Annotated in this window: 26 protein-coding genes; 16 read left to right on the plus strand and 10 right to left on the minus strand. The window is 61.3% G+C overall.

Annotation, left to right across the window (positions count from 1 at the left end; genetic code table 11):
* Positions 1 to 33: 33 nt before the first annotated feature.
* A complete protein-coding gene (locus tag AC1D1Z_RS00515; RefSeq protein WP_205929479.1) occupies positions 34 to 948 on the plus strand; it encodes a DMT family transporter in 915 nt (304 codons plus the stop codon).
* A 45-nt stretch (positions 949 to 993) separates the two neighbouring features.
* Here AC1D1Z_RS00515 and AC1D1Z_RS00520 read toward each other — a convergent pair whose 3' ends face one another.
* Positions 994 to 1512, minus strand: a complete 519-nt coding sequence (locus AC1D1Z_RS00520) for a Dps family protein (protein WP_018447826.1) — start codon at positions 1510 to 1512, stop codon at positions 994 to 996.
* A gap of 233 nt (positions 1513 to 1745) precedes the next feature.
* Here AC1D1Z_RS00520 and AC1D1Z_RS00525 point away from each other — a divergent pair, with 233 nt between their 5' ends.
* From AC1D1Z_RS00525 to AC1D1Z_RS00535, 3 genes are all read left to right on the plus strand, one after another.
* Entirely contained in the window at positions 1746 to 2363 is a 618-nt protein-coding gene (locus tag AC1D1Z_RS00525) for a LysE family translocator (protein ID WP_131605473.1), read from the plus strand.
* Positions 2364 to 2506: 143 nt separating this feature from the next.
* A complete protein-coding gene (cysK, locus tag AC1D1Z_RS00530; protein WP_064648382.1) occupies positions 2507 to 3469 on the plus strand; it encodes a cysteine synthase A in 963 nt (320 codons plus the stop codon).
* A gap of 164 nt (positions 3470 to 3633) precedes the next feature.
* A complete protein-coding gene (locus tag AC1D1Z_RS00535; protein WP_205928507.1) occupies positions 3634 to 3888 on the plus strand; it encodes a hypothetical protein in 255 nt (84 codons plus the stop codon).
* 584 nt (positions 3889 to 4472) lie between these two features.
* On the opposite strand, the gene AC1D1Z_RS00540 is transcribed toward AC1D1Z_RS00535, so the two are convergent.
* The 5 genes from AC1D1Z_RS00540 to AC1D1Z_RS00560 all read right to left on the minus strand — a co-directional run bounded on the left by AC1D1Z_RS00540 (position 4473) and on the right by AC1D1Z_RS00560 (position 11007).
* Positions 4473 to 6005 carry a YifB family Mg chelatase-like AAA ATPase gene (locus AC1D1Z_RS00540; RefSeq protein ID WP_128408390.1) on the minus strand — a complete coding sequence of 511 codons (1533 nt, stop codon included), beginning with the start codon at positions 6003 to 6005 and terminating at the stop codon, positions 4473 to 4475.
* Between the two features lie 214 nt (positions 6006 to 6219).
* Positions 6220 to 7167, minus strand: coding sequence for a glutathione synthase (gshB, locus tag AC1D1Z_RS00545; RefSeq protein WP_477849154.1), 948 nt, complete (start codon positions 7165 to 7167; stop codon positions 6220 to 6222).
* A gap of 146 nt (positions 7168 to 7313) precedes the next feature.
* Positions 7314 to 8336, minus strand: coding sequence for an ABC transporter permease (locus AC1D1Z_RS00550; RefSeq protein ID WP_018447874.1), 1023 nt, complete (start codon positions 8334 to 8336; stop codon positions 7314 to 7316).
* Entirely contained in the window at positions 8320 to 9840 is a 1521-nt protein-coding gene (locus tag AC1D1Z_RS00555; RefSeq protein ID WP_131605508.1) for a sugar ABC transporter ATP-binding protein, read from the minus strand. Before AC1D1Z_RS00555 ends, AC1D1Z_RS00550 begins: the two co-directional genes overlap by 17 nt.
* A 180-nt stretch (positions 9841 to 10020) precedes the next feature.
* Complete coding sequence (locus tag AC1D1Z_RS00560; RefSeq protein WP_131605471.1) at positions 10021 to 11007, minus strand: sugar ABC transporter substrate-binding protein; 987 nt, start codon at positions 11005 to 11007, stop codon at positions 10021 to 10023.
* A 334-nt stretch (positions 11008 to 11341) separates the two neighbouring features.
* Between AC1D1Z_RS00560 and AC1D1Z_RS00565 the strand changes: the two genes are divergently transcribed.
* Entirely contained in the window at positions 11342 to 12361 is a 1020-nt protein-coding gene (locus AC1D1Z_RS00565; RefSeq protein ID WP_131605470.1) for a LacI family DNA-binding transcriptional regulator, read from the plus strand.
* Between the two features lie 29 nt (positions 12362 to 12390).
* Here AC1D1Z_RS00565 and AC1D1Z_RS00570 read toward each other — a convergent pair whose 3' ends face one another.
* From AC1D1Z_RS00570 to rsmI, 3 genes are all read right to left on the minus strand, one after another.
* Positions 12391 to 12894: a cupin domain-containing protein gene (locus AC1D1Z_RS00570; RefSeq protein WP_131605469.1), complete on the minus strand. Its 504-nt coding sequence runs from the start codon at positions 12892 to 12894 to the stop codon at positions 12391 to 12393.
* 118 nt (positions 12895 to 13012) lie between these two features.
* Positions 13013 to 13381: a YraN family protein gene (locus tag AC1D1Z_RS00575; RefSeq protein WP_018447878.1), complete on the minus strand. Its 369-nt coding sequence runs from the start codon at positions 13379 to 13381 to the stop codon at positions 13013 to 13015.
* Positions 13371 to 14288, minus strand: coding sequence for a 16S rRNA (cytidine(1402)-2'-O)-methyltransferase (gene rsmI / locus AC1D1Z_RS00580; protein WP_131605468.1), 918 nt, complete (start codon positions 14286 to 14288; stop codon positions 13371 to 13373). The genes AC1D1Z_RS00575 and rsmI overlap by 11 nt, the downstream gene beginning before the upstream one ends.
* Before the next feature lie 260 nt (positions 14289 to 14548).
* On the opposite strand from rsmI, the gene dnaN reads away from it, so the two are divergent.
* From dnaN to AC1D1Z_RS00620, 8 genes are all read left to right on the plus strand, one after another.
* Positions 14549 to 15667 carry a DNA polymerase III subunit beta gene (dnaN, locus tag AC1D1Z_RS00585; RefSeq protein WP_018244437.1) on the plus strand — a complete coding sequence of 373 codons (1119 nt, stop codon included), beginning with the start codon at positions 14549 to 14551 and terminating at the stop codon, positions 15665 to 15667.
* A gap of 54 nt (positions 15668 to 15721) precedes the next feature.
* Entirely contained in the window at positions 15722 to 16633 is a 912-nt protein-coding gene (locus tag AC1D1Z_RS00590; protein ID WP_047617356.1) for a DUF72 domain-containing protein, read from the plus strand.
* Between the two features lie 95 nt (positions 16634 to 16728).
* Positions 16729 to 17328, plus strand: a complete 600-nt coding sequence (pmtA, locus tag AC1D1Z_RS00595) for a phospholipid N-methyltransferase PmtA (RefSeq protein ID WP_018244435.1) — start codon at positions 16729 to 16731, stop codon at positions 17326 to 17328.
* A gap of 1 nt (position 17329) precedes the next feature.
* Positions 17330 to 17911, plus strand: coding sequence for a histidine phosphatase family protein (locus AC1D1Z_RS00600; protein WP_131605466.1), 582 nt, complete (start codon positions 17330 to 17332; stop codon positions 17909 to 17911).
* Positions 17912 to 17917: 6 nt separating this feature from the next.
* Complete coding sequence (gene pyrF, locus AC1D1Z_RS00605; protein ID WP_018447883.1) at positions 17918 to 18625, plus strand: orotidine-5'-phosphate decarboxylase; 708 nt, start codon at positions 17918 to 17920, stop codon at positions 18623 to 18625.
* 28 nt (positions 18626 to 18653) lie between these two features.
* The gene (locus AC1D1Z_RS00610) at positions 18654 to 18941 is read left to right on the plus strand and encodes a DUF1330 domain-containing protein (RefSeq protein WP_018447884.1); all 288 of its coding nucleotides are present in this window, start codon (positions 18654 to 18656) and stop codon (positions 18939 to 18941) included.
* A 112-nt stretch (positions 18942 to 19053) separates the two neighbouring features.
* The gene (locus tag AC1D1Z_RS00615; RefSeq protein ID WP_018447885.1) at positions 19054 to 20034 is read left to right on the plus strand and encodes a complex I NDUFA9 subunit family protein; all 981 of its coding nucleotides are present in this window, start codon (positions 19054 to 19056) and stop codon (positions 20032 to 20034) included.
* Positions 20035 to 20317: 283 nt separating this feature from the next.
* Entirely contained in the window at positions 20318 to 20470 is a 153-nt protein-coding gene (locus AC1D1Z_RS00620; protein ID WP_003544729.1) for a hypothetical protein, read from the plus strand.
* Between the two features lie 243 nt (positions 20471 to 20713).
* Here AC1D1Z_RS00620 and AC1D1Z_RS00625 read toward each other — a convergent pair whose 3' ends face one another.
* Complete coding sequence (locus tag AC1D1Z_RS00625) at positions 20714 to 21511, minus strand: undecaprenyl-diphosphate phosphatase (RefSeq protein WP_131605465.1); 798 nt, start codon at positions 21509 to 21511, stop codon at positions 20714 to 20716.
* Between the two features lie 232 nt (positions 21512 to 21743).
* On the opposite strand from AC1D1Z_RS00625, the gene AC1D1Z_RS00630 reads away from it, so the two are divergent.
* From AC1D1Z_RS00630 to AC1D1Z_RS00640, 3 genes are read left to right on the plus strand one after another with little or no spacing between them, the layout of a single operon-like run.
* Positions 21744 to 22436 (plus strand): glutathione S-transferase family protein, encoded by a 693-nt coding sequence (locus AC1D1Z_RS00630; RefSeq protein ID WP_003544722.1) that lies wholly within the window; start codon positions 21744 to 21746, stop codon positions 22434 to 22436.
* A 12-nt stretch (positions 22437 to 22448) separates the two neighbouring features.
* The gene (queG, locus tag AC1D1Z_RS00635; RefSeq protein ID WP_477849163.1) at positions 22449 to 23606 is read left to right on the plus strand and encodes a tRNA epoxyqueuosine(34) reductase QueG; all 1158 of its coding nucleotides are present in this window, start codon (positions 22449 to 22451) and stop codon (positions 23604 to 23606) included.
* Positions 23606 to 24475 (plus strand): SDR family oxidoreductase, encoded by an 870-nt coding sequence (locus AC1D1Z_RS00640; RefSeq protein WP_131605463.1) that lies wholly within the window; start codon positions 23606 to 23608, stop codon positions 24473 to 24475. Before queG ends, AC1D1Z_RS00640 begins: the two co-directional genes overlap by 1 nt.
* The last annotated feature ends 215 nt before the right edge of the window (positions 24476 to 24690 follow it).

The raw sequence follows: 24690 nt of genomic DNA on the forward strand, positions 1-24690 counted from the left end.
CGCCGATCGCCGCAATATTCTTATGCCACCGAAATGGAGGCAATCATGGGCAGTGACATCAAAAGAGGCACGGTGGAAATGACGGCAGCGATGCTGATCTCGGGGACGATCGGTTGGTTCGTCGTCATGTCCGGACAGTCGGTCAGCGGCGTGGTCTTCTGGCGTTGCCTGTTCGGCGCGCTCACCTTGCTCGTCATCTGCGGTGCTCTCGGGCTGCTGCGGCCAGGCGTCATCACGCTGCGCGCCTTCGGCATCGCCATATCAGGCGGTATCGCCATCGTCTTGAACTGGCTGCTGCTGTTTGCCTCCTACTCGCATGCGACGATCTCGATCGCGACGACGGTTTACAACACCCAGCCTTTCATGCTGCTCGTGCTCGGCGCGCTTTTTCTCGGCGAGAAGATCACCGCCACCAAGCTGGTCTGGCTGACACTCGCCTTCGCTGGGATGATTGCCATCGTCGAGGCAAAACCGGGGACAGGCGGGGCGGCATCTGACGGTTACGGCCTCGGCATCCTGATGGCGCTCGGTGCCGCCTTCTTCTACGCGCTCGCCGCCCTTGCCGCGAAATGGCTGAACGGCACGCCGCCGCATCTGATCGCGCTCATCCAGGTCGCAACCGGCATGCTGATGCTGGCGCCGATGACGGACTTTTCAAATCCGCCGCAGGATGCCGGAGGCTGGGCGATCCTGGTGACCGTCGGCGTCGTCCATACCGGGCTGATGTATGTGCTGCTCTATGGTGCGATCCAGCGGCTGCCGACACATCTGACCGGCGCTCTGTCCTTCATCTATCCAATCGCGGCGATCCTGGTCGACCGGCTGGCCTTCGGCCACGCGCTGCAGCCGATGCAGATCGCAGGCGCCGCGATCATTCTCCTTGCCGCCGCCGGCATGAATCTCGGCTGGACGCCGCGCTGGCTGCGGCCGCGGGCGGTGGAGAGCTGAACCGGGCGTTCCGATCGGGATGGCCGAGACGCCCGGTTGCCGATATTACCTCTGCGGGCGCGTCGTTTCGAACAGGAACCAGGTGCGGCGCTCGCCCTCGTCGATCCAGTTCTCGATCAGGCTGGCGGTTGCGACATCATTGTGCTCGTCGCAGAGGCCATGCACCTCGCGCAGCAGCGAAACGAGTTGAGCGTTGTCCTCGCGCAGTTCCGACAACATGTCTTCGGGCGTGACGAAATCCGCGTCATTGTCCAAAAGGCGCTGCTGACGTGCGATCTGGCCGATGGAGCGGAGCGTCGTGCCGCCGATCTTGCGGGCACGCTCGGCAATGTCGTCGGTCATCGCGAAGATCTGTTCCGCCTGTTCGTCGAGCAACAGATGATAGTCGCGAAAATGCGGGCCGGACATGTGCCAATGGAAATTCTTGGTCTTCACATAAAGCGTAAAGACATCGGCGAGCAGCGCGGTCAGCGCCGCCGAAATATCGGTAATGGCGTTGGTCGGCAGGCTGGACGGCGTCTTGAGTGGCGAAAGCCTGCGGGTTTCGGCTGGCGTATGGGACATTTAATCTCTCCTTGGTGATGAAAATCTCTAGCGCCACCGACCGGGACAACCGCGGCGGGCCGCGCTGATCGCGCATTTGCAGAGAGAGAAATAGCAAGGCCGGGTCGCTTTCCAAGTAGATCATCGTCTAGCAGACCTATTCCTTATGGTTATGGACCGATCAGCGCCAAAGCATTGATGAGGAAGCGGCGCTTGCCTATAGATGGGCGGTGGAAGCCCTGAGGGTTAAGAAGATGAGCCTCACCGTCCTGATCACCTATGCCGGAGCGCTGTTCATCGCCGCGGCCATTCCGGGACCCGGGATTACCGCAATCGTCGCGCGTGCGCTCGGCTCGAATTTCCGCGAGACCTTCTTCATGGGTCTCGGCCTGGTGATCGGYGACATGACCTATCTCACAGCGGTCATTCTCGGCCTTGCCTTCGTGGCGCAGACCTTTACCGAGGTGTTCATAACAATCAAGATCGCCGGCGTCCTCTATCTCGGCTACATCGCCTGGAAACTCTGGACGGCGGGGCTGCTGCCGCAGGATATTGCGGCACGGAAATCGACCAACATCGGCCTGTCCTTCCTCTCCGGCCTGCTGGTGACGCTCGGCAATCCGAAGACGATGCTCTTCTATGTCGCCCTGGTGCCGACGCTGATTGATATCGGCAATATCGGGCTACGCGACTATGCGATCCTGCTCGCCGCCACCTTCGTCGTGCTGATCGTCGTGCTTGTGCCCTATATGCTGCTTGCCTCGCGGGCCCGCACAATGCTGAAGCAGCCGCGGGCCTTGCAGGCGCTGAACCGGGTTGCCGCCGGCATCCTCGCCGGCACGGCAGCCTTCATCGCCACGCGGGCGGCCTGAAATAAACATTCGGCAAGAAACGGTTTTCAAAGGTTTTTTTCTCTCCTGATCGCCACTCCAGGTCGAACGCGGTCTGGCCTAGACGGGCCTTTGACCCTATTCTCCCCCTCGATTTCAGAGCAGGATTTCAAAGGGAGAGCACCATGTCGCACAAGCCCGGCCGCGGCCGCATCTATTCCTCGATCACCGAGACCATCGGCGACACGCCGCTCGTGCGCTTCGACAAGCTGGCGCGGGAAAAAGGCGTCGTGGCGAACCTGATCGGCAAGCTCGAATTCTTCAACCCGATCGCATCCGTGAAGGACCGTATCGGCGTCGCGATGATCGAGGGCCTCGAGGCGCAAGGCAAGATCACCCCCGGCAAGACGGTGCTGATAGAGCCGACCTCCGGCAATACCGGTATCGCGCTCGCCTTTGCCGCCGCCGCCAAGGGCTATCGGCTGATCCTCACCATGCCGGAAACGATGTCGGTCGAGCGCCGCAAGATGCTGGCGCTGCTTGGCGCCGAGCTGGTGCTGACCGAGGGGCCAAAGGGCATGAAGGGCGCCATCGCCAAGGCCGAGGAACTGGCGGCGTCGCTTCCCGATGCCGTCATTCCGCAGCAGTTCGAAAACCCGGCCAATCCCGAGATCCACCGCAAGACGACGGCCGAGGAAATCTGGAACGATACCGACGGCACGGTCGATATCGTCGTATCGGGCATCGGCACCGGCGGCACGATCACCGGCGTCGGACAAGTGCTGAAGAGCCGCAAGCCCGAGATCAAGATCATCGCCGTCGAACCGGCCGATTCGCCGATCCTGTCCGGCGGCAATCCCGGTCCGCACAAGATCCAGGGCATCGGCGCCGGCTTTGCGCCAAAAATCCTCGATACCGGAATCTATGACGAGGTCGTCACCGTGACCAATGACGAGGCCTTCGAACAGGCGCGCCTCGTCGCCCGGCTCGAAGGCGTGCCGGTCGGCATCTCCTCGGGTGCAGCACTGACCGCCGCCATCAAGGTCGGCATCCGTCCCGAGAACGCCGGCAAGAACATCGTCATCATCATCCCCTCCTTTGCGGAGCGTTATCTGTCGACGGCGCTGTTTGAGGGATTGGGGAGCTAAAGGTGGCTATGGCGGAGCCTTTCCGCCGGCAATATATCCTGCAGAATATCGGGGCGCTTCGGCGCCCCTTCATTTGTGCCGTCACCTGCATCCCAATCGAAGTGGGACGAAAGTTCTGTGGCAGTCCGTAATAACGATTGTCGATGTCCATCTGAGCTCGTTGAATGCAGGTGTTTGCCAACCTTCGCCATGACTTCCGCCAGCGTCGCGGTCAAACGATTCAGCTCAGTGTGCTCTCTCGTCCGCTCTGGAGCATAGCGCGATATGATGTACTCACGCTTTGCTGTCATTGCCTCGAGATGCAAGGCGGTCTTCTTTCTCAGTTTAAGTTTGGCAACGAACAAAGGCTCAGCGAGATTGTGCATCCGTTTTCGTATTTCTTCTGGGGCAACGCCTTCATGGCGCAGGAAGGCATTTAAGTAGAGTTCAATAGCGTGAATGGCGCACATTCGAGCTGGGGCAATGGATATTGGAACTCGCTTCTGACCCTTCCCGAACAGGAGTTTCGAAGCGCGAGAGTAGGCATTCGCTAAGTCTAGAACCTCCGATGCGTTGGCGTTCGAGCCCGGATATTAGTTACTCATCTACATCCCCGGCAGCTTTTCTTATCCGTCACCTCCGATCGACTGTGCCGAACGGACAGACATCCTTCTCGAAATTTTTTCAGCCGAATCTAATATTGTAAATAGCGACGAAGTGAGGAGAGGCCCTTACCCCTAACGGATAAGCAACACGGAGGGATGTTTAAATCGGCGTCCTAGGCAGCTTCGGCACCGCTTTTGGCAGGTCAGCCCCTGCCAAGAGCATTCGCGGCCGGCAGCGCGCCATAACGGCAGCGATCAATCGTTCCGTCGGGGTTGGGTTCGCGGATAGCGACATAATCTCATAATCCGGCAGCGCACCAGCGGGGATTTCGCTGAGGGCAGCGCCAGCGCGATCGGCAGATCGGTGAGCGGCCTGACGACTAGTACTTCAAAATATCTGCGCGCATACGCTCTTCTTCTTAAGCCGCCGCCGTCAGCCTTTCGCCGGCGATGCGGTAGGAGATCGCTTCGGCGAGATGGATGCGGCCGACTGTCGGCTTACCGTCGAGATCGGCCAGCGTGCGGGCGACCTTGAGCACGCGGTGGTAACCGCGGGCGGAGAACTTCATCTTCTCGGCGGCGTCGCGCAGCAGCTGCAGGCCAGGGGCATCGGGCTCGGCCAGTTTCTCGATCATCGCCGTAGAGCAGCGGGCATTGGTGCCGATGCCCTTTGCGCCGGTGCTTTCGAAGCGCTCCTGCTGGATTGCGCGGGCGCGGGCGACACGGCGGGCAACATCGGCGCTGGTTTCGGCCGCCATCGGCCGGATGAGGTCGGCGGCGGAGACGGCCGGCACATCGATGCGGATATCGATGCGATCCATCAGCGGGCCGGAGATGCGGGCCTGGTAATCGCTCATGCAGCGCGGCCCGCGGGCACAGCTATGGCCCGGCTCGCCGGCCATGCCGCAGCGGCAGGGGTTCATCGCCGCGATTAGCTGGAATTTCGCCGGATAGGAGACGCGGTGGTTGGCGCGGGCAATCACGCATTCGCCACCTTCGAGCGGCTGGCGTAGCGCATCCAGCGCCTGCGGCGTGAACTCGGGGAACTCGTCGAGAAACAGCACGCCGTGATGGGCAAGCGAGGCTTCGCCTGGACGGGCGCGCAGACCGCCGCCGACGAGGGCTGCCATGGTGGCGGAATGATGCGGGGTGCGGAAGGGCCGGCGATCGGAAAGCTTGCCGCCGGAGAGCTGGCCGGCGATCGAATGCACCATCGAGACTTCAAGCAGCTCGGCGGCCGAGAGCGGCGGCAGGATGGACGGCAGCCTGGCTGCCAGCATCGACTTGCCGGAGCCCGGAGGACCGACCATCAGCAGATTATGGCCACCGGCGGCCGCCACCTCGAGCGCCCGCTTGGCGCTTTCCTGGCCCTTGATCTCGGCGAGATCCGGCAGGTTTGCGGCATTGGCGCGGATCGACGCCTCCGGCCTGGATAGGACTTGCGTGCCGCGGAAATGATTGGCAAGGGCAATCAGGCTGCGGGGTGCAAGGATATCGACGTCGGCGCCTGCCCAGGCGGCTTCGGCGCCGCTTTCGGCGGGGCAGATCAGCCCCTTGCCGAGCGCATTGGCGCCGATCGCGGCCGGCAGCGCGCCTGATATGGCGGCGATCGTGCCGTCGAGATTGAGTTCGCCGACGACGACAAAATCGGACAGCGCATCGGCGGGAATGGCGCCGAGGGCAGCCATCAGGGCAAGCGCGATCGGCAGATCGAAATGCGAACCTTCCTTCGGCAGATCGGCCGGCGCCAGATTGACGGTCACCCGCTTGGCCGGCAGCGCCAGGCCGGAGGCGTGGAGGGCGGCCTGCACGCGCTCGCGGCTTTCGGCAACCGCCTTGTCAGGCAGGCCGACGATCTGCATCCCGACCTTTCCGGGAGCGACCATGACCTGGACCTCGACCGGCACACCTTCGATACCCTGAAATGCAACCGTACTGACACGCGCGACCATCAACCCATCCTCTTGCCGCAAACTTTTATATACCGCCCTGCAGCCTTTATTCGATGCATGTCGTGGCCCCTTGGGCGACATGCATTAAGGTTAGCGGTTGCAATCTGGCATGGAAACAGGAATAAAACAAGAACAATCAAAGAACGGAATCAGGCATCCGCTGTGACCTTGGTTGCGCTCGGTCGCTGGACCAGAACGGTCATGGGCGGCTGGCTCAGCCGCGCTTGCGCTCGATCGCATCCCAAAGAAGGGCTGCTATATCGGCACCGCCGAACTTCTTCACCTCGCGAATGCCTGTGGGCGACGTGACGTTGATCTCGGTCATGTAATCGCCGATCACATCGATGCCGACGAGCAGGAAGCCGCGCTCCCTCAGCGCCGGGCCGATGYGGGTGCAGATTTCCTGTTCGCGCGGCGTCAGCTCGGTCGCCTCGGCGCGGCCGCCGACATGCATGTTGGAGCGGCTGTCGTGTTCGGCCGGCACGCGGTTGATGGCGCCGGCGAATTCGCCATCGACCAGGATGATGCGTTTGTCGCCCTTGCGCACATCGGGCAGATATTGCTGGGCAATGAAGGGTTCGCGGAAAAGCTGGCCGAACATTTCGAGCAGCGAAGAGAGGTTGCGGTCGTCGCGGGTCGAATGGAAGACGCCGGCGCCGCCATTGCCGTAAAGCGGCTTCAGGATAATATCGCCCATCTCGTCGCGGAAGCGGCGGATCTCGGCGGCATCCTTGGTGATCAACGTCTTCGGCATCAGATCGGAGAATTCGGTGACGAAGATCTTCTCCGGCGAATTGCGCACCCAGGCCGGATCGTTGACGACGAGCGTCTTCGGGTGGATGCGCTCGAGCAGATGCGTCGAGGTGATATAGGCCATATCGAAGGGCGGATCCTGGCGCAGCAGCACGACATCCATGGTCGCGAGATCGACGCGCTCCGGCGCGCCAAGCTCGTAGTGGTCGCCCTTGACGTCGCGCAGCACCATCGGCTCGACGCTGGCATAAAGCCTGTTGTCACGGAAGCTCAGGCGGTCGGGGGTGTAATGGAAGAGCCTGTAGCCGCGCGCCTGCGCTTCCAGGCTCATGGCGAAGGTGGAATCACCCGCGATATTGATGCCTGCGACATGATCCATCTGGACCGCTACATTGGTGATCTTGGCCATTTCCATCCCTCGCTGAATGCCGGACAGATGTAGGTCGGCCAGATATCAAACGCAACGGCCAATCAAGGGCTTCGGCACTGGAGCATTTTTGTTTTTTGCGCAATTCCGGACGCAAAACCGCTGCGCAGTTTTGCTGGAATTGCTTTTCACCGCGTTTCGAGTTTCCGCATCAAACGGCCGCGATAGCTATCGAGAATGACGGCGAGCACGATGACGGCGCCGATGACGATCGGCTTGATATTGTCGTCGGCGCCCAAGAGCTGCAATCCCGTCGACAGCACCTGCAGAATGCAGGCGCCCACCAGCGTGCCGACAATCGAGCCTTTGCCACCCGAAAGGCTGGTTCCGCCGATGATGACGGCGGCGATCGCATTCAACTCGTAGCCGATGCCCGCAACCGGGCTGCCGACATTGAGACGGAGCAGATAGACCATGGCCGCAATGCCGGCCGTCAGCCCTGAGATCGTGAAGACCGCAATCTTGTACCGTTTGGGCTCATGCCCCGACAGCCGGACAGCCTCTTCATTGGTGCCGATCGCGAAGACGAAGCGCCCGAAGACGGTGTAGCGCAGCACGAACCAGCCGATGAGGACGACAACGATCGCAATCAGAAAGATCGACGGAAATATGCCCCAGAAGATCAGGTTGCCGAAATCGACGAAAGGCTGAGGCAGGCCGGTGATCGTGGAATTGTCGCTGACCACGCGCGCCAGGCCGCTCGCGACGTTCAGCATGCCAAGGGTGACGATAAAGGAAGGAAGCTTCCACTTCTCGCAAATCCACCCGTTGACGGCGCCAAGGGCAGCACCCGTGCCCATCGACGCAAGACATGCGAGAACAATCGCCTGCCATGGCGAAAACGCCGGATTGATCATGATCGTCGCACCGATCACCGTGCAAAGGGCAAGCAGCGACCCGACCGAGAGATCGATGCCGCCAACGAGGATGACGAAGGTCATGCCGGCAGCAAGCACGGTGTTGATGGCAATCTGCACAAAGATCTTCAGGAAGTTCTCCGGCGTTGCGAAATAGGGCGCCGTCGCCGAGAAAAACGCCAGGATCAGAATGAGGGCAATGGCGACGCCCGCCTCCTTCAGCGAGATCCGGATAAGCTTGTCCCAGACGCTCACCTCTTTCGCCTCGGTCTGTTTTTCAATGTTGGCGGACACGACTGTACTCCTTGTAGGCGAGCGAAAGGATCCTGCTCTCGTCAAATTGTTCCCGAACTATTTCGCCCGATATCTTGCCGTCGGAGAATACGATGATGCGATGGCAAATGCCCATGAGCTCCGGCAGATCCGAAGAGACGACCAGAACGCCTTTTCCCTGAGCCGCAAACTTCCACAGAAGCTCATAAATCTCGGCCTTTGCACCGACGTCGATTCCACGGGTCGGCTCATCGAAAATCAGCACCTTAGGGCCGCGGAACAGCCATTTTGCAATGACGACCTTTTGCTGGTTGCCGCCGGAAAACGTCCTGACGGCCTGATGGATGGACGGGGTCTTGATGCGCAGTTCGCGCACGAGGCGCTGCGAATGATCATCCTGCGCCCTTCGCATGATCAAGCCGTTGCGGGAGATCTTGGCGAGATCGGTTATGGTGGCATTTTCGGCGCAGCTCATATCGAGCATCAAGCCCTGCATCTTGCGGTCTTCGGTTGCCAGGCAGAGCCCGGCAGCAACGGCGTCCTTTGGCGAATGGATCTCAACCGGCTCGCCATTCACGCGAATTTCGCCGGTCGCTTTGGCGTCGGCGCCGAATATGGCGCGAACCGCCTCCGTCCGGCCGCTGCCGACAAGGCCGGCAATGCCGACGATTTCCCCCTTTGCCACGGAAAATGACAATTCCGGGCTAGTGCGCGTCACCTTCAGGCCGGACACACCGAGCGCCTCGCCGGACACGGTGCTGTCGCTGCGAAAAATGCCATGATCCGAAAGCTTCCGCCCGACCATGAGTTCGACGATGTCAGGAATAGCAAGTCCGGACAGCGGACGCGTGATCACATGCTGGCCGTCGCGCAGCACCGTCACATCGTCACCGACGTCAAAGATCTCCTCCAGCCTGTGAGAGATGTAGAGCGTGGTCACGCCACGCCGCTTCAGGCGCTTGAGAATTTCAAAAAGGCGATCGACCTCCTTGGAGGTCAAGGTTGCTGTCGGTTCGTCGAGAACGAGAAGCTTGCTTTCGTAGCAAAGCGCCTTGGCAATCTCGACCAATTGAAGCTGGGCAACGCTGAGGCGGCTCGCCAGTGTCGTCGGAGCCACGTCGAGGCCGACCTCTTCCAGCAGTTCCGCCGCTCTGCTGTTCATCGCCTGATAGTTCACCAGGCCATATCGGCGCGGCAGATGCTCGAACAGCAGGTTTTCTGCCACCGTGAGGTTGGAAAGCGGATGCAGCTCCTGGTGAATGACCCGGATGCCCGCCTTGAACGCCTCCAGCGGCGAGGCCGGATGGTATTGTTTGCCGTCAAACAGGATGTGACCGTCATCCGGCCTGAAGACACCGCCGAGCAGGTTGATCAGGGTCGACTTTCCAGCACCGTTCTCGCCCAGAAGAACGTGCCCCTTGCCGCGGCCGATCCGCATGGAGACATCCTTGAGCGCCACGACGCCCGGGAAGCGCTTGCCGATCCCTTCCAGCCTCAAAATCTCGTCATCTGTTGCGTCTGACACGTCGACCTCATGCACGCTCTGTTCGAACTCCACGCAGCACGCATCCCAGGGGCTCGGAAGCGAGCCTCCCCTGAAGCGATCAACGCGTCAATCGGTTGCTAGCGGTGAGCGCCGGCCGCAGCCGGCGCTTCCCGTACACTGCCGCGCGTCTTTTCAGACACGCGATGCGGGCGATCTCGACTATTTGAGATCCGCTGCGGTGACCAGCTTGATGTCGGTCTTGACCCAGCCGGTGAATTTCTCGCCGGCAAGTTCACGCATGCCATACTGGATGCCGAGGACCGCCATCTGCGCACCATACTGTTCGACGGTGGCAAGCATCTTGCCATCCTTGATCAGCGGCTGCACCGGCGGAATGTTGTCGAAGCCGACAACCTTGATCTTGCCGCTTTGGCCGGTCGCATCGAGCGCCTTGACGACGCCGAGGGCCATCGAGTCGTTGGCTGCCATAACGCCCTGAATATCCTTATATTTCGTCAGGAAATTCGTCATGACGGTATTGGCTTCTTCCGTCTCCCAATGAGCCGTCTTGCTGTCGAGAAGCTCGAGCTTGCCCGTCTTGACGGAGTCCATGAAGCCTTCCTTGCGCTCCTTGGCATTGTCGGCCTCGGGGTTACCCTCGAGGATGACGACCTTGGCGCCGGGTCCCAGATCCTTGGCAAGCGCATCGCCCGCAAGCGTCGCCCCGCCCTTATTGTCAGGCCCGAAGAAAGCGAGATCGATACCGGCTTTCTTCTTCGCATCGGCATCGAGCGGCACGTCGATGTTGATGACCTTGACGCCAGCCTTGACCGCCTTTGCCAGCGGGGTTGCCATGGCCTTTGAATCGGCCGGCGCGACAACGATGATATCGTATTTCTGCGTGACGAAGTTTTCGACGGCATCGACCTGGGAAGCGAAATCACGCTCGTCCTTCATGCCGACGGCCTTGAAGTCGAACTTGTCCTTGTTCTCGGCCGCATATTTGTCGGCGCCGGCCTTCATCTGCTTGAAGAACTCATTGGACAAGGATTTCATGATCAGGCCGACCTTCGGCTTGCCGGCCGCAAAGGCGGGCGACACGCCACAGGACAGCGCAAGCACCAAGGTGCCGGCAAGTCCGAGCTTCAATGCCGCACGGCGCGGCGCATTGATCAAGACGGATTCACGCTTAATAGAATTGGACATTTTTTCCTCCGAACGGCCCTGGGCTCAGCTCCACCTGAGTTGCCTGCGGCAATGAACCGTTTCCAACGACATCTGGGTAGCACGCCCCTAGAAATTGTCAAGCAGCGGAAATCAAGCCAAACGCTGGCTTTGACTCGCATGTTTGGCCTGTATCGGTGCGCATGTGATGAACCGTTTCCATTGAGCGTTGACCCACGCTCATGCTATGGAGACTCGCGGTCAATATTGAGATGCAACCCTTTGACGAGGGCGGTAAAGACCATTAGCTGGAAGCTTCGATCAGGCGCCCTTGGGTGTCTTCCGAAGGCGCAGAGAAAGGGCCACTGTTTCCGTTATGTCAAAGGTCGGGATTCGAGAGGTTGCCAAGCTTGCGGGAGTTTCCACCGGGACCGTTTCGCGAATTTTGAATGATCATCCCTCGGTGACGAAGGAATTGCGGGCGCGCGTCACAGCGATCATCAAAGACCTCGGCTATACGCCCGACCCGTCGGCGAGAAGCATGCGCGGCAAGGTCAGCCACCTCATCGGCATCGTCATTCCGGATCTGACCAATCCCTTCTTCGCGGAACTTGTCCAATCGGCGGAACAAGCGGCGGCAAATCACGGCTATAATATCATCGTCATGACGTCGTTTGATCATGCGGCCAAGGAGGCTGACCGCATCAAACAGCTGACAAGCCGTAAGGTCGACGGCATCATGCTGGTTCCCAGCAATGATTTCCACACACTCAAGCTGCCGAAGGGATTGCCGATCGTCGTCGTCGACCGGCTTATGCCAGGATATTCCGGCATTGCCGCCGATCACCGCAATGGCGTTCGTCTTGGCGTCGAGCATCTTTTGCAGCTCGGCCATCGCCGCATCGGCTTCATTTCGGGGCCCGGGCACTCCGTCCCCGCCAACGATCGCCTCAGGGGCTATCTCGATGCAATCGAGCAGGCGGGGGAGCAGGCAGACGGCACACGAATGGCAGGACCACCGCTGATTGCCGAGGCGGCCTTCGACTACGAGAGCGGCCGTTCCGCCGGAAATTATCTTCTGGCCCGCGCGCGAAACGAGCGGCCGACGGCGATCTTTGCAAGTTCGGACCAGCAGGCAATCGGCTGCATGCGGGCAGCGCATGATCTGGGAATCCCGATACCGGCAGCCCTTTCGATCCTCGGCTTCGACGGCATCCCGCTCGCAAGCATGACAACGCCACGCCTGACGACAGTGAAGCAGCCGATTCAAGACATAGCCGCAGCTGCGGTGGCCGTTCTGTTGAACAAGCAAACCGCGCCCGACCTCGACAATCCGATCCTATTCGCCTGCGAGGTCTTGAAGGGCGAAACAACCGCCCCGCCTCAGCCCGATTAGCGCATGGGTCCGAACATCGAAATCGATCGTCAGGCGGCGATGCCCTGGTTGCCGCTGTTGCGCAGCATATTGCGGAGGCGGTAGGCGATCGCCAAGGGCTTCGGGAAGGGCTTGCGCAGGAAGGCGACCTTGCGGACATAATTGTCGACCCGCCAGCTCGCCCAGGTTCCGCCGGCGAAAAAGGCGACGTCGCCGGCGCGCAAGGTGCGTTCGGTGCCATCCTCGGCAGTGATATGGACCTCGCCTTCGAGGATCATCACGGTCTCGTCCCAGCCGAAGCGCCAGCGAAATTCACCCGCCGTGCAATCCCAGATCGCCGTCAGCGATGCTTCGTCATGGCCGCGCGAATGTTCGGCGGTGCGGGCCTGCGGATTGCCGCTGACGATCCAGTCCGGATTGATCGGCGTCGGCTTCAATGGCAGCAGATCGCTCGCATGCGCGACGAAGGATTTCCCGGCCGGCTTCGCCACGGCATAAGGCGTGGAGCGCGCGGCCATGGCGACCGCACTTGCAAGCATCAGCTTCCAGGCCATGAAACAATCCCCAATTGTTATCCCTACCGAGATTTGGGGTAGCAGAGAGTCGTAAGAACCTCGTTCACGCGGGAACTAAAAGTTTAACGATTCGAAAACGGATTGGACCATAAAGGCGCTAAAACGCATCCAGAAAGTGCCGCGGCAGGCGGCCGGGCATGATCGCCACGATATCATAGCGCTGGGAAAGGCGAGCCTGATCCGCCTGGCGGGCGAGCCAGAGATCGCTTGCCGCCCGTATGCGCTTCTGCGCGGCAATAGAGACGGCATCGACCGCCGCAGCCTCGCCATGGCGGGCCTTGACCTCGACGAAGACGGCGAGATCACCCTTGCGGGCAATAATATCGATCTCGCCGAGCCGGGTGCGGTGGCGCAGAGCCAGGATGCGGTAGCCCTTCAGCATCAGGAAGGCGGCCGCGACATATTCCGACATGCGGCCCCGGCGCAGCGCCTTCCTCCTGATGGCGGTGAGATCATTATCGCCCATCGGCGTTCTTGATCTCCAGCAGGCGCTGGTAGAGCACCTTGCGCGGCAAGCCGGTGAGGCGGGCGGCCTCGGTGGCGGCGCCTGCCGTCGGCATTGACTTCGACAGGTCGGCCAGCATGGCTTCGACATCGGCCTCATCAGTCTCGACCGGCGCCGGCGGACCGATCACGAGGACGATCTCGCCCTTGACGTTTTCCACTTGCTGATAATGGGCGGCGAGGTCGGCAAGCGTGCCGCGACGGAACTCCTCATAGGTCTTGGTCAGCTCGCGGCAGACGGAGGCGGGCCGCGTGCCCCCGAGCACATCGGCGGCGGCCAGAAGCGTTGCACCGATGCGGTGCGGCGATTCAAAGAAGATCAGCGTCGCGGGTGCCGCGGCAAGTTCACCGAGACGGTCGCGGCGGGCCTTGTCCTTGGCCGGCAGGAAACCGGCGAAAAGGAAGGCATCGTTCGGCAGGCCGGAGCCGACAAGGGCTGCGAGCGGCGCAGAGGCGCCGGGAATGGGAATGACGCGGTACCCTGCCGCGATCGCCTGCTGCGCCAGCCGATAGCCGGGATCGGAGACAAGCGGCGTGCCGGCATCGGAGACCAGCGCCACCGAACGCCCGGCTTCGAGCGCCTGCAGCAACCTTGGACCGGCCTCGTCGGCATTGTGCTCATGATAGGCGAAGGGACGGTTCTGGATGCCGTAGCGGTCGAGCAGCACGCGGGTGACGCGCGTATCTTCGCAGGCGAGCACATCGGCGCCGGCCAGCGTTTCCAGCGCCCGCAGCGTAATGTCGCCGAGATTGCCGATGGGGGTGGCGACCAGATAGAGCGCCGGCTCCAGCGGCCGCGCCGGCACCGTTGCATTGTGCAGGCGGAAGCTTCGCCGGGTGGCGGCGTCCGCTGTCGTTTCCTCATTCATGCCATTTGCTTTCGTCCCGCCGGCTCGTCGCCGGCATCGAAGCCTTTATGGGCGAGCGGCAGCGCTTCGGCAAGGGTTCGGATTTCTGTGAGCATTGCTCTGGAAAACCGCAAATGCAGGGGTGCCGGCGTCCATGCCTCTTGCAAAGCAATGCTGAAGTCTGCCATTTTGCCCGTCCACTCCCCCGGCCTCAAGCCGGGACAGCATTCTTCGGGTGCTCGACGCGCCCGGACAGTCACGGTCGAAAGCGGTAGCATCCCATGCGTATTACTATTGAGCGGTCAAACCTGTTGAAATCGCTGAACCACGTCCACCGCGTGGTCGAACGTCGCAACACGATCCCGATCCTGTCCAACGTACTGCTCAAGGCCGACGGCCAGAAGCTCGACATGAAGGCGACCGACCTCGACCTCGAAATCACCGAGGCGACGCCTGCAAGCGTCGAGCAGCCCGGCGCCACTACCGTTCCCGCCCATCTTCTCTACGATATCGTGCGCAAGCTCCCCGACGGCTCGGAAGTGCTGCTTGCCACCAGCACCGACGGCGGCGCGATGACCGTGCAGTCCGGCCGCTCGAAATTCTCGCTGCAGTGCCTGCCGGAGTCGGACTTCCCTGATCTCACAGCCGGTACCTTCACACATTCCTTCAAGCTGAAGGCGACCGATCTGAAGATGCTGATCGACCGCACGCAGTTCGCGATTTCGACGGAAGAGACGCGTTATTATCTCAACGGCATCTTCTTCCACACGATCGAGAGCAATGGCGAGCTGAAACTCAGGGCGGTTGCGACCGACGGCCACCGGCTGGCGCGCGCCGATGTCGATGCGCCCTCCGGCTCCGAGGGCATGCCCGGCATCATCATTCCGCGCAAGACGGTCGGCGAATTACAGAAGCTGGTCGACAATCCCGAGACGACGGTGACCGTCGAGGTCTCCGACGCCAAGATCCGGTTGACGATCGGCTCGATCGTCATGACCTCGAAACTGATCGACGGCACCTTCCCCGATTATCAGCGCGTCATCCCCACAGGCAACGACAAGGAAATGCGCGTCGACTGCACGACCTTCGCACAGGCCGTCGACCGCGTCTCGACTATCTCCTCCGAGCGCGGACGCGCCGTGAAGCTGGCGCTTTCCGAGGGGCAGCTGATGCTGACCGTCAACAATCCCGATTCCGGCAGCGCGACTGAGGAAGTCGCCGTCGGCTACGACACGGATGCGATGGAAATCGGCTTCAACGCCAAATACCTGCTCGACATCACCGCCCAGCTTTCCGGCGAGGAAGCGATCTTCCTGCTTGCCGATGCCGGCTCGCCGACGCTGATCCGCGACACGGCGGGCGACGATGCGCTCTACGTGCTGATGCCGATGCGCGTCTGACGGGAACGAAGGCTGCCGCTTGCCGTTTTTCCTCCTGTCAAAACGGAGGATCCCATGACCAAAAAGACGGGAACGGTGCGCATCGGCATATCCGGCTGGACCTATGCGCCCTGGCGCGGCCAATTCTACCCGAAGGACCTGCCGCAGAAGCAGGAGCTTTCCTACGCCGCCCGGCACTTCCGGTCGATCGAGATCAACGGCACCTTCTACGGATTGCAGCGGCCCGAAAGCTTCGGCCGCTGGCGCGACGAGACGCCGGATGATTTCATCTTCGCGGTCAAGGGACCGCGCTTCATCACCCATATGCTGCGGCTGCAGAATATCGAGACGGCGCTCGCCAATTTCCTCGCCTCCGGCCTGCTGCGGCTTGGTCCCAAGCTCGGGCCGATCCTCTGGCAATTGCCGCCGAACATGGCCTTCGATCCATCCCTTTTCGAAAGCTTTTTGTCGCTGCTGCCGCATGACCGCGACGCGGCGATAGCGCTTGCGAAGCGTCACGACTGGCATATCAAGGGACCGGCCTGGCTTAAAAGCGACGGACACCAACCGATCCGCCATGCGCTCGAAATCCGCCACGAGAGCTTCCGCTCACCCATCTTCATCGAGATGCTGAGGCGTCACAAGGTCGCTCTCGTCTGCGCCGATACGGTGAAATGGCCGCTGCTGATGGATATCACCGCCGATTTCGTCTATTGCCGCCTGCATGGCTCGGAAAAGCTCTATGTCAGCGGCTACGAGGACGAAGCCCTCGACATCTGGGCGCAACGTATCCGCGCCTGGGCCACGGGCGGAGAACCAGAGAATGCGACGCGGGTGCTGGCGCCCGTAGGGGCGCGCAGCAAGGGCCGCGACGTTTATCTCTACTTCGACAATACCGACGTGAAGCTGCGCGCGCCTGTCGACGCCGATCACCTGGCCGAAAGGCTGGCCGATCTCATGCCCGGTTCCGCGCCGAAAGCCGCATGAACTGTTGATGCCGATGTCCTTGTTGCGAAAATCCTTGTCCCTTAAGCGACAAGCGGCATATTAAGGCATTCGATCAACATGCGGATGGGTGGAGAATGAGCTTACGGGTCAAGGTGAAGGAACGGTTCGGGAAGAGGTTCGACGACGAGATCCGCTTCTTCCGAGGGATGATGCAGGGGCCGAAGACGGTAGGCTCGATCGTGCCGACCTCCTCGATCACGGCGAAGCGCATGGCAAGCGTCGTCGATATCCATTCCGGGCTGCCGGTGCTTGAACTCGGGCCGGGCACGGGCGCCATCACCAAGGCCATCCTCGGCCGCGGCGTTCGTCCGGAAAATCTCGTTGCGATCGAATATTCGACGGATTTCCACAAACATCTGCTGCGGACCTATCCCGGCGTGCATTTCATCAACGGCGACGCTTTCGATCTTCAGACCACTCTTGGCAATTTCGGCGGTCTCACCTTCGATTCCGTCGTCTCGGGCATTCCGCTTCTGAATTTCCCGATGGCGAAGCGCATCTCTCTGCTCGAAAGCCTGCTCGATCGACTGCCGGCCGGCCGGCCGATGGTGCAGATTTCCTATGGGGCGATCTCGCCGATCGCCGCCAATCCCGACCGCTACCATATCCAGCATTTCGACTTCGTCATGCGCAACATTCCGCCGGCGCAGCTCTGGATCTACAAGCGCGGCTGAGATGTTCGGGATCTACATCACTCATCCGCAGGTCAGGATCGACGCCAACGTGCCGGTGCCGAAATGGGGGCTTTCCGATGTCGGCGCGGCGCGTGCCCGCAAAGCGACAGAGAGCGGCTGGGCCAGGCAGTTGCAGCGCATCATCTCCAGCGACGAGACGAAGGCGATCGAAACGGCCGAAATCCTGGCGAAAGCTTCCGGCGTGACGATCGAGATCGTCCACGGCATGCATGAGAACGACCGCTCGGCCACCGGCTTCCTGCCGCCGCCGCAATTCGAAGAAGCCGCCGACTGGTTCTTTGCCCATCCGGAACAAAGCTTCAAGGGCTGGGAGTGCGCCGTCGACGCGCAAGCCCGCATCGTCGAGTCTGTTAACGCCGTTCTTGCCACGCATGATGCGACGGCGCCGATCGCCTTTGTCGGCCATGGCGGCGTCGGCACGCTGCTCAAATGCCATCTGGCGGGCAGGCCGATCTCCCGCGACCGTGACCAGCCGGGCGGTGGCGGCAATCTCTATGCTTTCGGTCTTGCGGACCGCCGCTTATCATGCGACTGGACACCCATCGAAGACTGGCAGGGGTGACTTCAGATGGACGCACGCGAGCGGTTGATCGTCGGCCTGGATGTTCCAACGATCGGCGAGGCGGAAAGACTGGTTTCCGCGCTCGGCGACGACATTCTCTTCTACAAGATCGGCTATCAGCTGGTCTTTGCCGGCGGCCTGGAATTCGCCCGCGATCTTGCCGCCAGCGGCAAGAAGATCTTTCTCGACATGAAGCTGCTCGACATCGACAACACCGTTGCCTCCGGCGTCGAGAACATCGCCAAGATGGGCATGTCGATGCTGACGCTGCACGCCTATCCGAAAACGATGAAGGCGGCGGTCGAGGCCGCGGCCGGCTCCGGCCTCTGCCTGCTCGGCGTGACCGTGCTGACCTCGATGGATGCCGATGACCTTGCCGATGCCGGCTACAGCCAGGATCCGCACAGCCTGGTGCTGCGCCGCGCCGAACAGGCGCGCGCGGCCGGCATGGGCGGCGTGGTCTGCTCGGCGGCGGAAGCGGCTGAGGTACGCGAAATCGTCGGACCCGAGATGGCGATCGTCACCCCCGGCATTCGCCCTGATGGTAGCGACAAGGGCGACCAGAAGCGGGTGATGACGCCTTTCGACGCGCTGAAGGCGGGAGCGACGCATCTCGTCGTCGGCCGGCCTGTCGTCAAGGCGCCGGAGCCCCGAGATGCCGCCCGTGCCATCCTCAGCGAGATGGTGTCGGCGCTCTGGCCGGCAAACCGCTAATAATTTCAACGACAAAAGGGAGAAGACCATGGCCAAGGGATATTGGATCGCCCGTGTCGACGTTCGCGATGCCGAGCGCTACAAGGATTATGTGGCGGCCGCCAAGCCGGCCTTCGAAAAGTATGGCGCGAATTTCCTGGCGCGCGGCGGCGCCTTCACCGAACTCGAGGGCAAGGCGCGCGTCCGCAACGTGGTGATCGAATTCCCGTCGATGCAGCATGCGGTCAACTGCTATAATTCGCCGGAATACCAGATCGCCGCGAAAATCCGCCAGGAAGTCGCGGATGCGGAAATGGTCGTCGTCGAAGGGGTCTAGAGCGGTCTCGCATCCCGCAAAACTGACGGTACGATAGGCCTTCCCGTCGCGCCGGGATTCGGCTAAGACGAAGCCAATCAAGCATTCCGCAAAGCCTTTCGAGGAGCCTGCCATGACCCTTGCCAACCTGCCGCCGCTCGTCACCGTGTTCGGAGGGTCCGGCTTCGTGGGCAGGCACGTGGTTCGGGCGCTGGCCAAGCGCGGCTATAACATCCGCGTCGCCGTGCGCCGTCCCGATCTCGCCGGCTTTCTGCAGCCGCTCGGCAATGTCGGCCAGATCTCCTTCGTGCAGGCGAACCTGCGCTACCGCAGCTCGATCGACCGGGCCGTCGACGGTGCGAGCCACGTCGTCAACTGCGTCGGCATTCTGCACGAGGTCGGCCGCAACACTTTCGACGCCGTGCAGGAATTCGGCGGTCGTGCGATTGCTGAGGCGGCGCGCGGGGCAGGCGCGACGCTGACGCATATTTCGGCGATCGGCGCCGACGCGAAATCCGATTCGGACTATGGCCGCACCAAGGGTCGCGCCGAAACGGCCATCCTCTCGGTCAAGCCCGATGCGGTGATCTTCCGTCCGTCGATCGTCTTCGGACCGGAGGACAGCTTCTTCAACAAATTCGCCGAGATGGCGCGCATGTCGCCGATCCTGCCGCTCGTCGGCGGCGGCAAGACGAAATTCCAGCCTGTCTATGTCGAGGATGTCGCTGAGGCCGTCGCCCGTGCCGTCGACGGCAAGGTCGCCGGCGGCAAGGTCTATGAGCTTGGCGGGCCTGAGGTGCTCAGCTTCCGCGAATGTCTCGAGACGATGCTGAAGGTGACGTGCCGCAAGAACCCGCTGGTATCCCTGCCCTTCGGCATCGCTTCGATGATCGGCAGCATCGCTTCGCTGGTCCCCTTCATAACGCCGCCGATCACGCCGGACCAGGTGCGCCTGCTGAAGCGCGACAATGTCGTCTCCCCGGAAGCCGAGGCGGAAGGCCGCACGCTGAAGGGCCTCGGTATTACGCCCACCATGGTGGCATCGGTGCTTGGCTCCTACCTGGTGCACTATCGTCCGCACGGCCAGTACACCGGCACCGGCAAGGCCGCCTAACCATCTTTTCCGAGGAACGATAACGCCGTCCGCCGATACCGCGGGCGGCGTTTTGGCGTTGGCGTGTCCCGCAAAGCCCGGCGCAAGTTTGAAGTGTTCTGGTGCTCGGCATACTCAGCGGCGTTGCATAAAAGACGCATCGGAATTTTTGTGGAATTAACGCCAAATTTAGCAGGAACGTTTATTGCTATTTGCCATTCCACTGACTACCAAACCCGCGCGTCTTCCAACGGACTCAACGCCTGCGGTCGCGCGCGGCAATCACTGTGAAAGGCATTTCTCAATGGGCAAGTCAATCGCGCTCCTGTTTGCGTGTGCGGCGCTGGTTATCCTTGCAGGCTCTTTCGTTGCACCCGGTTCGGTCGCGGCGGTAAAGGGCGATTGCTCGCCGGCCTACGGCGTCGATCCTTGCTCGACGGCTTCGATCATCCATTGACGAAAGGCCGGCCCTGGGCCGGCATGCTGCTCCAAGCAAGCAGTCGACCGGAACGCCTAAAACAGGGCGCTTCCAGATCACCGCTCAATATCGCCTGTTTCAAAACGGCGGCAGGAGCGTATCCCCTCAACATCGCCTATCTGAAAATCGGCGCCCTGCCGGTAATCGAGTGTCTATTCGAGAAGTCCGGCGGGCATTGCATTCGCGCCGGGAGTTGCGCGAATGCAATGCGGGACGGATGTCTCAGGCAATCAAGCCGGTCGCGGCCATGCCGAGCAGCAAGACACCGAGAATGATGCGGTAGATGGCAAACAGGGTAAACCGGTTGCTTCTGATATAGGCAAGCAGCCATTTGACGGCGATGAAGGCGACGACCGTAGAGACGACGAAGGCGACGCCGAGCGCCGTCCAGTCTTCGCCTGCCGCTCCACCATCCCTGAACGTCTTCAGCAATTCATAGCCGCTTGCGGCATACATTGTGGGGATGCCGACGAGAAAGGCGAATTCGGTCGCAGCGGCGCGATTGCCCGTGCCTGCCAGCATGGCGACGAAGATCGTGGCGCCGGAGCGCGAGGTTCCCGGGAAGACGCCGGCAACGATCTGGGCGATGCCGACCAGGATGGCGACAAGCCAGGTGATCTCTTTATGAGGCGGCCTGCGGGCGGCGGCCCATTCGGCAAAGATCATCCAGATACCGCCGATGATGAGCGCCCAGGCAATCGGCGTCGCGGTCTCCGGCAGTTCAAAGCCGAGCTTCTTGACGACCAGACCAAGAACGGCGGTGATGAGAAAGGCGACGATCAGCTTGGCGGCATAATCGCGGTTGGCAGGATCACGCCAGCCAAGCACCAGATCCAGCAGCCGACGCCAGTAAATGATGGTGACGGCGAGGATGGCGCCCGCCTGAATAACGATGTTGAACATATCCGACCGATGTCCGAGCCATTGCTCCGCAATGATCAGATGGCCGGTGCTCGAGATCGGCAGGAACTCGGTGATCCCCTCTATGACGCCGAGAATTGCAGCATTTATATAATCCATACATTGTCTCCGGTTTAAAGTTCGGTCGGGCCTGAGCGCTTGGGCCGATCAGGCTGCCGCTTCCATTCGTTCGTTAGACCGTGTTTCGCCACTATCAGGTGGCCTGAAAAATCCGATTCGCTTGTATTGGCGGGGCCAAGCTCCTATAGCTTCAACCAATGAGTCATGACTAGGGCGCTATAATTGAGCTGCCACACAGTCCTGTAACAGCAATCACAACGCCCGAGTATCGATGCCCACGCTTTATCATCATCCCATGTCATCCGCATCTCGCTTCGTCCGGCTGATCCTGGCGGAATACGGTTATCAGGCGGATCTGATCGAAGAGCAGACATGGGAGAAGCGCCGGGATTTCCTGGCGCTCAATCCGGCCGGCACGCTGCCGGTCTATGTCGACGACAGCATGCGCGCGCTCTGCGGCGCGAGCGTCATTTCCGAGTATCTAGACGAGACGCATGGCGTCTTGAAGCGCGACCGGCGGCTGCTCGCCGAAGATCCTTTCCAGCGGGCGGAAATCCGCCGGCTGACCGAATGGTTCATGCAGAAAATGGAAAACGACGTGACCAAGCCGCTCGCCCGCGAGCGTGTCTACAAGTTGCAGATGACAGCGGATCAGGGCGGTGGAGCGCCAGATTCCAAGGTTTTACGCACGGCGCGCGCGAATATCCGCCAGCATATGCGCTATCTCACCTGGCTCGCCGGTTCGCGTCAGTGGCTGGCGGGCGAGCGGATGAGTTATGCCGACCTGGCCGCCGCGGCCTCGATCTCCATCCTCGATTATCTCGGCGAGATCGAGTGGGCGGATTCGCCCGTCGTCAAGGACTGGTACCAGCGGCTGAAGTCACGTCCCTCCTTCCGGCCGATGCTGACCGAGCGCGTGCGCGGACTGACACCGGTTTCACACTATGCCGATCTGGATTTCTGACGAGGGCTCTTCATGCCCGAACCTGACAATGACGACAAAGGGCGCCGCCGCCGCGACAATTTGACCGAGTTCGTTCGGGCGGAATCTGCTGCCAAGGGCTTCGATCTCTGCCGCATCACGCGCCCGGACGCGATCCCGCAAGCCAAGGAGCGTCTCGGCCAGTTCATCGATGYCGGGCGCCACGGGACGATGGACTGGATGGCGGAGACTCGCGACCGGCGCGGCGATCCGCGCACACTCTGGAGCGACGTGCGCTCCGTCGTCGTCTTCGGCTTGAATTACGCACCGGAGGAAGATCCCCGCGGTATCCTCGACAAGCCTGATAAAGCGGCAATTTCCGTTTACGCCCGCAACCGCGATTACCACGACGTCATCAAGGGCCGGCTGAAGGAAATCGCCACGCGCTTTGCGGCACGGGCCGGCGCCGACGTGAAGGTCTTCGTCGATACGGCGCCTGTCATGGAAAAGCCCTTAGCGGCGGCGGCGGGGCTCGGCTGGCAGGGCAAACATACCAATCTCGTCAGCCGCACGCACGGTTCCTGGCTGTTTCTCGGCACGATGTTCACCACCGCCGATCTTGCCATCGACGCGCCGGAGAGCGATCATTGCGGCTCCTGCCGCGCCTGTCTCGACATCTGTCCGACGGCTGCCTTTCCGGCGCCTTACCAGATCGACGCGCGGCGCTGCATCTCCTACCTCACCATTGAGCACAAGGGACCGATCGACGCCGATTTGCGAGTGCTGATCGGCAATCGAATCTATGGCTGCGACGACTGCCTTGCCGCCTGTCCCTGGAACAAGTTCGCAAGCTCCGCCTCCGAGATGAAGCTGCAGGCGCGGGAAGATCTGAAGGAGCCGTCGATCGCCTTTCTGCTGACGCTTGACGATGCCGCCTTCCGTACCTTTTTCAGCGGCTCGCCGGTGAAGCGGATCGGCCGCGACCGCTTCGTCCGCAACGTCCTGATCGCCGCCGGCAATTCCGGCGACAAGGTGCTCATCGGGCCATGTTGCGAGCTTTCGGACGATCCCTCGCCCGTAGTGCGTGGCATGGCGGTCTGGGCGCTTTCACGGCTGATGGAGGCTGGCGAATTCTCGGTCTTTGCCGCACAAAGGGCGGATGAGAAAGATGACGACGTCCTGAACGAATGGCGATTGGCGGGAGTGGGCTGATGCATGTGATGATCTTTGGCTGCGGTTATTCCGGCACAGCGATCGCCAAGGCCTTTGCCGGCAACGGCGTGCGTGTTTCCGGCACCACGCGTTCGCCAGACAAGATGGACGTGCTCCGCCAGAATGGCATCGAAGCATTCCTTTTCGACGGCGAGAGCATGGAAAAGGAGCTGCGCCGGGCGTTGACTGGTGTAACGCATCTCGTGCAGTCGATCGCCCCTGGAAAGGCCGACCCGCTGCTGCGGTTGCTTGACAAGGACGGCGCAAGTCTGCTGCCGAAGCTCGAATGGATCGGTTATCTCTCCACCGTCGGCGTCTATGGCGATCACAAGGGAGCCTGGGTGAGTGAGGAAACGCCGTGCCTGCCCATTTCCGGGCGGTCGAAGGAGCGGCTCGAGGCAGAAGAGGGCTGGCTGGCGATGGGCCGGGAGCGCGGCGTGCCGGCGGCAGTGCTTCGTCTTTCCGGGATCTATGGGCCGGGCCGCAATGCCTTCTGCAATCTGGAAAAGGGCACGGCGCGACGGCTGATCAAGAAGGACCAGGTGTTCAACCGCATTCGCGTCGAAGATATCGGTGCCGCGACCCACTTCCTGTCGGAGCGCGGTCTCGGCGGCATCTATAATGTTACCGACGACCGGCCCGGCCCACCGCAGGACGTGATCGTCGAGGCAGCCCGCCTGATGGGCGTCGAACCGCCGCCCGAGCAGGCGTTCGAGACCGCCGAACTGACGCCGATGGCACGCTCCTTCTACGGCGAGAACAAACGCATCTCGAACGCGAAACTCAAGGCCACCGGCTTCGAATTCTCCTTCCCGAACTATCCGATGTCGCTTGCGCAATTGTGGCAGGACGGACGCTGGCGCGGTTAGAACGCAGTCCCGTTTGCGACGAATGCACTCATCCAAAATGAGTAGGAAATTCCTACTTTGCCGCTTTGGCTGGACAATTTTCGCCGCATCTTATGGTTAACGGCCTTTAAATTTGCCCAAATGTGGCAACAAATATGGCGAAATCGGAAAAATATTTTCGCGATTTTCGTGAACGCCAGGCCGTTAACTATCCCTTCGGAAAATTCGTTCGGATT

The sequence above is a fragment of the Rhizobium sp. P1_E1 genome (assembly GCF_056406015.1).